This window comes from Ligilactobacillus acidipiscis (genome assembly GCF_900116935.1).
Classification (GTDB): Bacteria; Bacillota; Bacilli; order Lactobacillales; family Lactobacillaceae; genus Ligilactobacillus; species Ligilactobacillus acidipiscis.
Genome location: NZ_LT630287.1, coordinates 2,358,141 through 2,370,396 on the forward strand (window position 1 = coordinate 2,358,141; position 12,256 = coordinate 2,370,396).

General features: G+C 39.0%; 11 protein-coding genes and 1 pseudogene. 7 read left to right on the plus strand and 5 right to left on the minus strand.

Annotation, left to right across the window (positions count from 1 at the left end; all coding sequences use genetic code 11):
* The first annotated feature begins 5 nt into the window (after window positions 1-5).
* Window positions 6-977 carry a glycosyltransferase family 8 protein gene (locus BQ5903_RS10970; protein ID WP_010497804.1) on the plus strand — a complete coding sequence of 324 codons (972 nt, stop codon included), beginning with the start codon at window positions 6-8 and terminating at the stop codon, window positions 975-977.
* Window positions 974-1,837 carry a lysophospholipid acyltransferase family protein gene (locus tag BQ5903_RS10975; RefSeq protein WP_056988051.1) on the plus strand — a complete coding sequence of 288 codons (864 nt, stop codon included), beginning with the start codon at window positions 974-976 and terminating at the stop codon, window positions 1,835-1,837. The genes BQ5903_RS10970 and BQ5903_RS10975 overlap by 4 nt, the downstream gene beginning before the upstream one ends.
* A 142-nt stretch (window positions 1,838-1,979) precedes the next feature.
* On the opposite strand, the gene BQ5903_RS10980 is transcribed toward BQ5903_RS10975, so the two are convergent.
* Both BQ5903_RS10980 and BQ5903_RS10985 read right to left on the minus strand, forming a co-directional pair.
* The gene (locus BQ5903_RS10980) at window positions 1,980-2,420 is read right to left on the minus strand and encodes a universal stress protein (RefSeq protein ID WP_010497813.1); all 441 of its coding nucleotides are present in this window, start codon (window positions 2,418-2,420) and stop codon (window positions 1,980-1,982) included.
* 159 nt (window positions 2,421-2,579) lie between these two features.
* Window positions 2,580-3,071 (minus strand): hypothetical protein, encoded by a 492-nt coding sequence (locus BQ5903_RS10985; RefSeq protein ID WP_079579542.1) that lies wholly within the window; start codon window positions 3,069-3,071, stop codon window positions 2,580-2,582.
* 201 nt (window positions 3,072-3,272) lie between these two features.
* Here BQ5903_RS10985 and BQ5903_RS10990 point away from each other — a divergent pair, with 201 nt between their 5' ends.
* The 5 genes and pseudogenes from BQ5903_RS10990 (at window position 3,273) to BQ5903_RS11010 (ending at window position 8,171) form a co-directional block, all read left to right on the plus strand.
* Window positions 3,273-4,658, plus strand: coding sequence for an ISLre2 family transposase (locus BQ5903_RS10990; RefSeq protein ID WP_079579543.1), 1,386 nt, complete (start codon window positions 3,273-3,275; stop codon window positions 4,656-4,658).
* 317 nt (window positions 4,659-4,975) lie between these two features.
* Window positions 4,976-5,476 carry a hypothetical protein gene (locus BQ5903_RS10995; RefSeq protein ID WP_079579544.1) on the plus strand — a complete coding sequence of 167 codons (501 nt, stop codon included), beginning with the start codon at window positions 4,976-4,978 and terminating at the stop codon, window positions 5,474-5,476.
* A 296-nt stretch (window positions 5,477-5,772) separates the two neighbouring features.
* Window positions 5,773-6,456 (plus strand): annotated as a pseudogene (locus BQ5903_RS11000) (AzlC family ABC transporter permease); the annotation flags it as partial.
* Window positions 6,457-6,533: 77 nt separating this feature from the next.
* Window positions 6,534-6,779, plus strand: coding sequence for an AzlD domain-containing protein (locus BQ5903_RS11005; RefSeq protein WP_154022041.1), 246 nt, complete (start codon window positions 6,534-6,536; stop codon window positions 6,777-6,779).
* A 150-nt stretch (window positions 6,780-6,929) separates the two neighbouring features.
* Window positions 6,930-8,171, plus strand: coding sequence for an ISL3 family transposase (locus tag BQ5903_RS11010; protein WP_079579394.1), 1,242 nt, complete (start codon window positions 6,930-6,932; stop codon window positions 8,169-8,171).
* A 244-nt stretch (window positions 8,172-8,415) separates the two neighbouring features.
* Here BQ5903_RS11010 and BQ5903_RS11015 read toward each other — a convergent pair whose 3' ends face one another.
* The 3 genes from BQ5903_RS11015 to BQ5903_RS11025 form a co-directional block, all read right to left on the minus strand.
* On the minus strand, window positions 8,416-8,913 hold the full coding sequence (locus BQ5903_RS11015) for a DoxX family membrane protein (RefSeq protein WP_010497830.1): 498 nt from the start codon (window positions 8,911-8,913) through the stop codon (window positions 8,416-8,418).
* Window positions 8,914-9,224: 311 nt separating this feature from the next.
* On the minus strand, window positions 9,225-9,674 hold the full coding sequence (locus BQ5903_RS11020; RefSeq protein ID WP_010499655.1) for a hypothetical protein: 450 nt from the start codon (window positions 9,672-9,674) through the stop codon (window positions 9,225-9,227).
* 251 nt (window positions 9,675-9,925) lie between these two features.
* A complete protein-coding gene (locus BQ5903_RS11025) occupies window positions 9,926-12,223 on the minus strand; it encodes an ABC transporter permease (protein WP_231920861.1) in 2,298 nt (765 codons plus the stop codon).
* Window positions 12,224-12,256 lie beyond the last annotated feature (33 nt).

Genomic DNA, 12,256 nt, shown 5'->3' on the forward strand with positions numbered 1-12,256 from the left:
CTCTTATGAACAACACACAACCCGAGATCCCATTATTTTTTAGCATCGATGACAAATATGCCCCTTACTTATCTGTTGCATTGCTTTCATTAGTGGCTAATGCAAGTACTGAGAACTTTTATCATATCCATGTCTTATACCAAACTCTTTCACTAGAAAATCAGCAAAAGTTAAGTGCGATCGTAACAGATCAAGGTAATGTTAAATTGGAATTCATTTCCCTAAAAGATGACCTTTATGAACGTTTAGGCAAAGACCAAAATACTTTACGGGCTGATTATCAAACACTAACGATCTACTACAGGCTCTTTATCGCAGACATGTTCCCGCAATATGATAAAGGGATCTATTTGGATGCCGATGTGGTCATCGATCAAGACATTGCAGACCTCTATAAATTACCACTGGATGATCAGTTAGTGGGAGTTATTCCTGACGCATTTATCAGCCATGATCCACAAGCTTCTTATTATGCTGAAAAAGCCGTGGGTGTTGCTCATGAAAAATACTTCAACTCTGGCGTTTTGTTATTAAACTTGGAGCAATTACGTGCTAAGCATTTCAGTACTCATTTCTTGGAATTAATGAACAATTTCCATTTTCAACTGATTGCTCCTGATCAAGACTATTTAAACGCTATCTGCCACAAAAAAATGTTGTTATTGGAAAACAAGTGGAATTACCAAACAGAATATCCACTCCCTGTTGATAGACCAGTAGTGATCCACTATAACTTATTTGGTAAACCGTGGTGTTACGATCAGGTTCCTTATGGTGAACTCTTCTGGCAGTACGCACAAGATTCAGAATTTCTTGCTGAGATCAAACAAATCAAGGAAACTTATGAAAAAACTCCTGAACTGGCAGAGCATGATGCCAAACACAAGGATCTCTTAGTCCAACGTTTGGGAGAATTTCCCGACTTGCCGATCACATTAAAAAATGAAGCTGCAAAGGGAGTTCAGATACGCTTATGATTATCGGGGGAGACAAAACAAAAGTCGTTGAAAACATCAAAGACTTGGCTGAAAAAAGGCAACTTAACAGCAAAGTAGAAGTTGACGATCCTAATATGTCAGAACAAGAAGAACAACAACTGTTAACTGACTTTATTGCCGAACGTGCAACCTTAAGTTATCACTCTAAAAACATGATCGCACGGCAAGGCATGGCCTTAGCAACAGACATCCTTAACAAGCAAACTATTGTCACAGGGGCACAAAATATCATGGGGATCATTGGCGGTGCGATCGTTACCAGCAACCATTTTAATCCTTTAGAAAATACTGCTATTCGTTATGCTTTAAAGAAAGTAAACAATAAAAGACTTTTTGTTATCAGTCAGCCAACCAATTTTAAAATGACCGGCTGGGTCGGCTTCTTTTTAAAGTATGCAGACACATTGCCGATCAGTCGCAGTATTCACTATATGGGACGTACTTTTCCAACATTATTGCAAAATATTTTTGAAAAAAACAATTACGTTTTGATTTATCCTGAAAAAGAGATGTGGTTCAATTATCGCAAACCTCGCCCCTTCAAACGCGGACCTTATTATTATGCTGCCCGCTTTAATGTGCCAATAATTTCTTGTTTCGTAGAAATGGTACCACAAGAAGAAAACGACAATGAACAGTTCAAACAGATCAATTATAAAGTTCATATTTTAAAACCAATTTATCCAGATCAAAACAAAAGCAATGATGAAAATAGTTTAGCAATGATGCAACAGGACTATCTTCAGAAAAAAGAAACTTACGAAACTGCTTATCACACAAAGCTGACTTATGACTTTGAAGATGGCGATGTAGTAGGTTGGAATGGACCAAAAATTTAGCTATTATTAATTTCAAATATTCAAACTGTCGAGTGCGAAAGACTGCAACTTGGCAGTTTTTTCTGTCTAAAGAAAGATCTGAAAAAAAACAAAAAACAGAGGAATGCGCCATTGCAACCTCTGTTTGCTATAATTTTTGCAACTATCTAATAACCAATACTGAACACGGGGCGTATTTGGACATATAAGCCGCTTGACTCCCAAAACGACGAGCAATACCCGGCTTATCATATGAGCCGATCATTAAAAGATCCGGCTGAACATGTGGGATCACGTCCTTAACGATCGTCTTACCTGCATCACCTTCTGCAACCAAAGTCGTTACATTCTTAACTCCGGCATCCAACGCCTGCTGTTTAAAGTCCAAGATGTGCTTTTCTAGCTGGCTCCGTTCTCCGTGAATATAATCATCGTCAAGCGCTTGGTATACATTCATTTCATCACTTTCAAGAACTGAGACGATATATAGATCAGCGTCGTTTTCCGCTGCATAACGAACTGCATAATAAAATGCTAATTGAGCATCATGTGAGTCATCGACCCCCACTAATATTTTATGAAATTTCATTTCCCTGTCGGCCATTAGAACATCTCCTTATAAGCTGGCATTTTTTATTATTATCTTTATCCTCTTTAATAATAGCACTTTCACGATAAACACAAAAGATTATTCCTTGCTCAACATGTTGTACTCAATATCACACATATCCATGTAACAATAATTTCTGTGACAAACCGTGCGTTACCGCACAAAAAGCATAAATTTAGCTAGAGTAGGTTCTTCGCTATATTCTACCCGTTCAAAATTTAATTCTGCTAAAACTGGCATAAAATCGGCCACTGCATTTTCGGCAACAAAAAGAGAATTTAACTTGAGGTCTGTGCGCAACATTTTGATAACATGCACCACGATCTCCCTTAAAATATTTTTTTGCTCATTACCATCCACAAAACTAGCAGATATGCGGGCAGATCTCCCTTGAAGATCAACGTTTTGCAAGGCTAAAATACCAACAAAGTACCCTGTTTTATTTTCCTTCACACCCCATATAGCTGCATTTCCGTGCATCACTTCGCTCATAGACTGATTTACATATGAAGCTGTTTGGAGCATAGTAACTTTGTTGCCGAGCTTGGAAACCCGCATTGCATGAATATCTTTTAACTTAAAGGCATTTAACCAATCCAGCGTATAATTAGATGTCATAACTGGACGATAATTTCTTAGACTCATTTACATATTCCCTCTTCTTTTTTCCTAGGTTTATTTTCTCATATTTGACGTTATTTATTCCAAATATTGGTTCGGCAAATTTTAGAAAAAAGTTAGCGTAAAGTATTTGTGGGTGTAATTGTAAAAAGACAAAAAAAGAGAAATAACTCTCTGTTACAATTGTAATTACGACAAAACAACGAAAGAGAGAGTTATTTCCTAATGAATATTTTACAACAACTGACCGAAAAAATGTGGACTAATTTTACTGAAAATGGCGAAAAAGTACTTTATCAAGAACTTTCTCTTGATGAATGGCTAGAAATTACGATGTCCAAGGGCAGAGAACTACTTCTGAGCCTAATTAAGGCTTTCTTAGAAGAAGCTGATCGTCAATTCAAGGATTCTGAGATCCGCAAGCATAGATTTGGGGTCAAGGCGATCCGCGAAACGACTAAGTCAACTTTGTATGGCGATCTCACACTCAAGCGGACATACTATCAAAATAAAGAAACAAAGGAATATTTTTTCTTATTAGATAACTTATTGAGTTGGGAAAAATATAGCCGGATGACTTTAGCCGTTAAAGCACAGATCTTAGAAAACGTTGCTGGTCACACTTATCAAGAAGCAATCGCGATGATCCCGCATATTGGGATCCACTCCAAAACGGCAGTGATGAACATTGTTCACCACGAAGGTCGCCAACTGCCTAATGGTCCTGCTTTGTCTGAAAGATCAGAAATAAAAGCAGTCAAAACTTTATTTGTTGAAGCGGATGAAGATCATGTGGCTTATCAAGATAGCACGAATCGTTTTATGAAATTAGTCTATGTCCATGAAGGGTATGACCTAACTGATCCGCGTCATCCGCTGCTCAATCCACACTACTTCACTGGCAACTATCGCGGGTCGGATAACGAAGAGCTCTGGACGGAAGTCCTGGATTATATCGAAGGCCACTATCAGCCAGCACAAATTTACTTGAGCGGAGACGGGGCTAAATGGATCAAAAATGGCGCCGACTTTATCCCTAACTGTAAATTTATTTTGGATCGTTTTCACCTGCGTAAATATTGTAAGAAGGCTTCTGTGGGGATCGCAGGCATGGACAGGACCTTGTATCATTGGGCTTTAGGTGGGAAAACTGACTTTATGCAAGATTATTTTAAAGTGCGCTTTAGTGATCCAACGGTAACTGTTAGTCAGCTTCAAAGTCTGAAACAAGCTGAGCGATATCTGACTAACAATGCCGCAGCTATTAAGGATAACTGCTTGCCTGATTACCACGGTTGTTCGGCCGAAGGACATATCAGTCACTATCTATCGCGTCGCTTAAGTTCTCGGCCTCAAGGTTGGAGCTTAATTGGTGCACAAAGTGTTGCCCGGACACGAATTTTCAAGTTAAATGGTGGCAATATTGCGAGTTACCTGCAAGAAAGACAGCTCCAAGCTATCCAGCAGGAGAAAGCTTTCAAACTTGATCACCGCTTAAATGTTCGGAAAAACATTAAAAATAAGTATTATGAAGCAACACAAGTGTCCTTTAGTGGTCACCAAAGAGGACACCGTAGTTTGTGGCAGCGTGGCATTCAAGTCGGATGGTAGTTAAGTGCTGCATATTAGCTTAAAGAGTCGGCTTAGGTGCTTGTCGACCAGTTTTCTATTGGAATTGGGTTGAAGTCAAGAGAAGGAGCGTCAGCGGCTCTTGACTTCAACCCAATGGAAACATAAAATATTCCAAGCACAGAAGCTAACTAAAAATAAATATAACAATTACAAAAAGCAGAGAAACAAGCTCTTTGAAAAGTTACCCACAAAAAGTTGACACTATCTAGAAAAAACAATACTAAGTGACATGTCCGTATCTTTTGTTATAATAACAGTAGTTTCATAAATTAGGTGAGAAACAAGGAGGAATTCCTGTGAAGGACGTTTCATTAAAACAAATCATTGATGTTGCCAATGAGATCATTAACACAGACGAAGATGAAATCGTTAATGAAGTTGCGACAGAATACATTGGATCCGGCTTTAAAGAAGAAGGCATCAATGAAGTTTACCAACAGTTAAAAAAATTCATTGATGATGGTGGGACCGGTTTTGACCAGGGAATTTCAGGGATCCGTTTTGACTCACGTAAAAAACTAAATTCGGAAGACCCATTAGTGATCAGCTTAAACAAAGAACTGGATGCCTATTACAAAGAGGATAAAAACATGCAGACTCTAGAAGTACTGGACAATGTCCGAATCGTTTCAATGGGGTATATGGGTTGCGGCTTAACTTTTACTCTTCCCCATTTTGACTTGGATGTAGCTTCAGTCTTTATCCAACGCACTTTATATCACGGCATTATGGATCGAGTAGAAATTAAACTCCCAGAAATTGAAGACCAATGGATCTTAAAAAGTCATTTAAAATAGTCCGTTTAAACAAGGTTATCTAGTACAAGCCGTTTAGCTCTTTACTACTTAGACCTTGTTTTTTTCACCTTTTAAATTAGAATCTTATTAGCATGAACTTATCAAAAGTTAATTTAAATAGTTGTTTAGCTGAATATTTTTTTGACCAAAATTCATTACATATAGCTGAACATAACTTAGATAATATTTCTGTTTATACTAGTCAGGGCCCTTTAGTGCTAAGAGCTTTGTTCCATCTTGTTTTAAAATTGCATAAATTTTGCCCGACCAGCTCTGATTTAAAAGGAGGTTTTTACTTGCACTCTGAATTAACTTCGCGTTCCGCCCTGCATGACGTGTTGCCGACCGTTTTGGGTTACGTAGGGATCGGGATCGTTTTTGGTATCGTCAGTCGTGCTGCTGGGATATCTGTTTTGATCACACTTCTGATCTCAACGTTTGTCTATGCCGGTTCAGCACAATTTGTGTTGATCACCATGCTAGTCAATCACAGCCCACTCCTACCGATCGTTTTTTCAATATTCTTAGTGAACGCTCGCATAATGTTAATGAGCACAACCCTTAGTCCCTACTTCAAACAAGAACCGACTTGGAAAAATATTTAGCTGGGAACTTTTTTAACTGACGAAAGTTTTGCTTTGGAAATGAACAAGTTAAATTACACCCATCGTACACTTAGTTTTACCTGGCTTAATACAGTTAACTTAGCAGCTTACTTAACTTGGCTAACAGTAACAGGAATGGGAGCTTTATTAGGCTCACTAATTACAGAACCCAATAAGTTTGGTTTTCAATTTACAATTACGGCCATGTTCATTGGTCTACTATATTTACAGATCATTTCTGACAAAACGATACAAATCAAACTGCAAGTTGAAGTTATTCTTTTTGTTTTACTTTTAACTTATTTTGGAATGGCCTTTATTCCTGGAAACCTTTTGATCCTAGTGGTTACCTTACTAGGATGCATGCTGGGGGTGACGTTAATTAATTTTATTCTCTGGACCATTTTTACCACAGGTTTAGCGACTTGGTTGTCACGGATAATACCTTTGTTTTGTTAAAAAAATTTGCCTTATCTCCGACCGTGATCGAGTTTTTAGGTTTCTTTCCGATCACTAGCATGGCAGCTCTGTGGTTTCAACAGATTTTTATTCAACATCTAGGCGAACTACCTGGTATCAATTATCTAAATCTATGTGCGTCACTACCAACGATTATTTCTGTAATAGTTTCTAAAAATTTGTTAGTGATCGTCACCATTAGGATCATCTCTGCAGCACTCTTTAACTTAATTCTTTAAACTATCACCCTGCCGAACTTGTGAAAAAAGGGGTCTAAACTTTTTAGTGTTGATGAGCGTTCATCAGCACTATTTTTGTACAAAAAAGGACATCATTTGTCCTCATATGCTACGATTAAAGCGATAAAACCAAATCAAAGCGAGGTATAAATGATGTCCCAAACTGATTCTATCCTAAATTTACTCAATATCCAAGACCCAAATATCAAAATTTCAGCTTGTACTGATTTTTCACAGGCCGGAGTTCACGAAAAACTGCTTTCAGCTACGCTGACTTACCCCGTCGAACGCTGTGTTAATTGTGGTTCCACGAATCTTGTTCAGAATGGGACCCGCCTGACCAAGATGAAACTGCCCAGCCTAGGTGAACAACCGCTCCGCATGAACCTGCGCAAACAGCGTTATCTGTGCCGAACTTGCCACCATACTTTTAGCGCGCAGACGCAGCTCGCTCCGCCTCGGCACTCGATCACCCGCCAAGCAGTCCACGAAATCGCGACTTTAGCTAAGAACTCACTGCCAGTCAAGACGATCAGCCAGGCCGTGGGGATCTCAGCTTCCTCGGTTCAACGGATCTTGTATAAGGATCAGCGGGCTTTAGTAACGCCAAAAGAGCTGCCGACAGCTCTCAGCTTTGACGAATTTCGTTCAACTAAGAACTGCTTTTCTTTTATCTGCATTGACGCAAAAACACATGATTTGGTCGCCTTATTGCCAGATCGTCTCTCGCAGACGATCCGCGAGTATTTCACCAATACTTATACACTTTCTGAGCGTCAAAAAGTTCAACTGGTGACCATGGATCTGAATGCACAGTATCAGACTTTCGTCCGTCGTCTTTTTCCTAACGCACTGATCGTCTTTGACCGTTTCCATCTTGTTCAGTTAGCGGGTCGGGCACTTGACCATGAACGGATGCGTGTTTTAAAAGGAATCAACGACCACCACGACCGCAACTATAAAGTTTTAAAAAGCAACTGGCGCTTATTCCACTTAGCTGAAAATCAACTTGAGACCTCCCAGGTTAAATATTATCGGGGATTAAATGAATACACGACTGCCCAAAATGTGGTCGATCTGGGACTCAAGAATTTTCCACAGTTCGCAGAAAACTATCAGACCTATCAAACGATCTTAACCTTTATTCGCAACCGCGATCGGGCTACTTTACAACAATTAGTTATGAACTACCGTCCCAATGGTACTGAAATGGATACCGTCATGAGGACCATTCAAAAGAACTACTTAGGGATCAGGAACGCTTGTCTCTATGACTACTCTAATGGGCCGTTAGAGGGGATCAATCGCAAGATCAAAGAACTTAAACGTAGCTGTTACGGATTCAGTAACTTAAGGCATTTCTTTATCCGCATCAAATTGATCCATGCCTAAGATAAAAAATTTAGGTCAACACTGTGGGAGGCAGGTGCGGGCCCATTTCGCTACGCTTCGGACCCGCACCTGCCTCCCAACCCAAACACTTTAATCTAGCTATGGCAGTAAAAAAAGAACCCTACCATAAAGATAGAGTTCTATGGACCATCAACACTATTTGACAAAGTCCCGAAAAAAGACGAGTAACATTCTCTACCAGAAAATGTGCTCGTCTTTTTTTATTGAAATTTATTAGAAAAATTTATTCAACTGATCGTTTTAACCAAGGCATCTTTTCACGCATAAATGGAACGACCCAGTGATCTAAACCAATTTTACCAGCATTGTAACCCGCGACCAAGATCAAAAAACCAAGAATGATGTATGTTGGATTAACCGAGATAGTACCAGCAAAAACGTAAGCAAAGTTCATAACAAGCCCGAAGAATGCAGCGGCTGTTGTTAATGTTCCAAGTAACAAGCCAAGACCAACTAAGAGTTCACCCCAAGCAACCATGAAGCTAAAAACGTTGATGTTAGGCATAACAAAGCTCTTCAAAAATGGTGTATACCATGGAAAAGCCTGTGCACCATGAGGGTCCATAACGGGGTTGGCTATTGCGCCAGCAACAAATCCCTTAGCACTAAAACCACCAGTGACTTTGCCGATCCCGTCCATTAACCATTCGTAACCTAGATATAAACGGATGATAGTGATGACCCACATCCCGCTTTTACTATTGCGTAACCATTTGACCATAAATAATTCCCTCCCAAAATATAAATGAAAATTAATGCAACTTCATTTTATCACATATTAGAAAAATTAAAAATATCAATTATTTTTTATATATTGTGCAACCAAAATTGTGAAATGACTATCGTAAAACCTTTTCTGGTTAAGCAAATTTTTTTCTATAAACTTTAGAACATCATTTAATAAGTTTTACAAAACTTTTAATTAGATATTATCATTTTATACACAAATTTTAAAAAATATGACTTTTTGATCACTATCTAAAAAAATATCTGCCAAATGACAGATACCCCATAATATTTTATTATTACATATTACACCGTATGTCCAAAATCCTCTTCAAGTGCATATTCACCATACTCATTTTCAAAATTAATACGGTCCTGACGCGAACGCAACATTAGTTTACCAGAATCTATCCGTGCAAACTCATAGTCTGTCACGATCCCCAGCTCATGCAGTCCCTTTAAATCGAGTTCACTTTTTAGTTGATCGACTACATGCATATCTGCAAAAATGTGCATGTGCTCTTCTAGGTTTCTTTGATCAAGCAAGCCGCGAATTGCTGGGCGAGATGCTTGTCTCAAAGCAGTTAACGACAGCTCTTCACGCGAATATTTTTCCAAAGCATCCTTTGCTTGTGAAATACGTTGAACTAAAAGTTGAACGTTTTGAAAGTCTTTTTTTAACACTTCATTAAGTTTTTGAGAGTCAATTAAATCAGTTTGATAATCTAGCACACTAAGTGGAAATTCAAATTCCATAGAAAACACCTCCACAGAGCACCGCAAAAGTTAAGAATATGTGCATCTGCCCAGTTGGTACTTATTCTGCATCCTTACCTCGCAGAGCTCTTATACGATAACTATCGTTTATCTTTTTCTAGGATGTTTTTTATCATTCACCCTAACCACATGATGATACCCCCTGAATTACTCATAGACAAATATTTTGGCTATATTTTAACTCAATTTAAGTTATATTCAAATAATTTCAGCTTACCCGTTTGCTTAAACTAATCTGCCGAATTTAAAGCACCCAACATATCAATTTTGCGGATTTTTTGCACCATTATCAGCATAACGATCAATGAAAAGAGTAAGGTCAAACCAGCAGACAAGCCTAAATTAGACCAGCGCAGCGTCATGTCAGCCAGTGCATTATTGGGCGGCAATGTTTCCATAATAAAGTGATGTAAATAATATCCACCGCTAAAACCAACTAAGATCCCAAGAAGCATCAAAATAGCCGTTTCACGATAAATATACATCACCGTCTCACGCTGATAAAAACCTAGGACCCTTAGAGTTGCTAATTCACGTGTCCGCTCAGACACATTGATGTTAGTCAACGTAAATAACACAACGAATGACAAAGCAGAAGAAGCGATCACGATGATCCATACAATATTATTAAGTCCATGCAAAATCGTATTGATCGCCATTTTAGCCTGGTTTGATTGAACTGCAGTGACTGCAGCTGTTTGGCTGTTCAATTTACGTGAAACTTGATCGATATTATTGGCAGAACGGTCTTTTAGGTCCAAGATCTTAGCATTATAAACAACTTGTTTACCAAAAACTTTATGGTAATAACTACTGTCGAGAATAACATCATGACCAACATACATTTCACTGATCCCACTGATTTTGATGCGGTGACTGCGACCAGAGCTGTCGGTTAGGTCCAAATGGTCACCAACCTGATAATGTCCTAGCTTAGCCAGTTTCTCTGTGATCACTGCTCCATGCCCCTGAAGTTTCAGCTTCTTGTGATCACTAAAGTCTCGCAAAGTAAGAAAATCATCAAACCTTTGCTCGTGTTGAGGGACCATCATAGATATTTGCTGATTGCTGATCGTTCCCTGCGGCCTAGTGGTTACCGACCCATAATAAATATTATCCTGCTTTTTGACAGTCTTAATATCATGAACCTGTTTTTGATAGTTATCTTTTTCTGTTTGACTAGCATTAGGATCATAGATGCCGACCACATCATAATGTGTAATTTTTTGGTACTGATTATCGATGATCCCGTTGATCGAGTCACGCATACCAAACCCAGTGATCAGCAACGCCGTACATCCAAAAATTCCAATGATTGTCATAAACATCCGGCTCTTATATCTAAAGAGATTTCGGATGGTTACTTTCTGATCAAATGACATTTTCTTCCAAATAAATGGAACTTTTTCAAGTAAAACCTTAGACCCAGCCCGCGGTGGTTTTTCGACCAATAAATATGCGGGCTGTTCTTTCAACGAATTCCACGCAACATAAACCGAAGGAACAACGGTACACATTAAGGCAAACACTAAACTAATGCCGATCCACAACCAGGACGGCGGCGTTTGCAGCGTGGGCACTGCCAAGTTAGCAGCGTATGCAGCATAGATCCGTTCGGGTAATAACCAGGTACCAAAATAACTACCGACAGCTGTCCCCAAAACAGCTGCACTAGTCCCATATATTAAGAAAAGCTTCATCGCGTCAAGCTTCGTATAGCCCAATGCCCGTAACACTCCAATATCCGTTCTTTTCTCTTCAGCCATGCGAGACATCGTAGTTAATGTGACTAAAATTGCTACTGCAAAAAAAATCAGCGGAAAGGTATTAGACAAGACATCTATCCTCTTAGCTGCTTCACCAAACTGATTATAGCCTTGGTTATAATCGCTGCGAGCTTGAAGCTGGTAAGTCAGACCAGTCATTTTATTAACTTGTTTGTCCTGTTGGTTAAGTTTATCTTCTGTCTTCGCTAACCTTTTCTGACCGGATCTCAGAGCCTGCGAACTTTTCTGCCACTGCTCTTGCCCTTCTTTAAGTTGAGCTATTTGAACAGCTGCTTGCTGTTGTTGCATTTGCAATTGCTGGTTTTGTGCATCCTTTTGCGAACCAGCAGGCATTGTTTGCAGTTGACCTTGAAAACCGGCGAGTTGCTGTTGACTATCCTTGACTTCGGCCGCAGCGAGCTCCAGTTGTTTTTTCTTCCAGTCTAACTTTGTTTGTTGTTCAAATAAACTGGTTTTTTGCTGACCTAAAACAGTTCTGGCATTTTTTATTTTAGTTTCTTTCTGTTTCTTGATTTCCGACTGTCTTTTATCAGCTCTCTTTGCTAAAATTGGTGCTGCCTGATCAATATTTTTGTTTAATCGTTTCTCAAATTGATCTGAATAACTTTGACCACGCAGGTTATCATAAGAAATCTTGGCAACATTTGGAGTTTGCTGACTAAAGCCCGACTTGGTCAGTACTCCAAAAGTATCGATTTGTCCCTTGCCAGCATTAGAAACTCCTAAATTATCTTTCTGCAAATAATCACTGGACGTGACAAAGCCAATAATTTT

Coding starts and splice junctions, on each gene's coding strand:
- BQ5903_RS10990 (WP_079579543.1), top strand. CDS start 3,273: ATGAATATTTTACAACAACTGACCGAAAAAATGTGGACTAATTTTACT.
- BQ5903_RS10985 (WP_079579542.1), bottom strand. CDS start 3,071: ATGAGTCTAAGAAATTATCGTCCAGTTATGACATCTAATTATACGCTG.
- BQ5903_RS10980 (WP_010497813.1), bottom strand. CDS start 2,420: ATGGCCGACAGGGAAATGAAATTTCATAAAATATTAGTGGGGGTCGAT.
- BQ5903_RS10975 (WP_056988051.1), top strand. CDS start 974: ATGATTATCGGGGGAGACAAAACAAAAGTCGTTGAAAACATCAAAGAC.
- BQ5903_RS11015 (WP_010497830.1), bottom strand. CDS start 8,913: ATGGTCAAATGGTTACGCAATAGTAAAAGCGGGATGTGGGTCATCACT.
- BQ5903_RS10970 (WP_010497804.1), top strand. CDS start 6: ATGAACAACACACAACCCGAGATCCCATTATTTTTTAGCATCGATGAC.
- BQ5903_RS11020 (WP_010499655.1), bottom strand. CDS start 9,674: ATGGAATTTGAATTTCCACTTAGTGTGCTAGATTATCAAACTGATTTA.
- BQ5903_RS11010 (WP_079579394.1), top strand. CDS start 6,930: ATGATGTCCCAAACTGATTCTATCCTAAATTTACTCAATATCCAAGAC.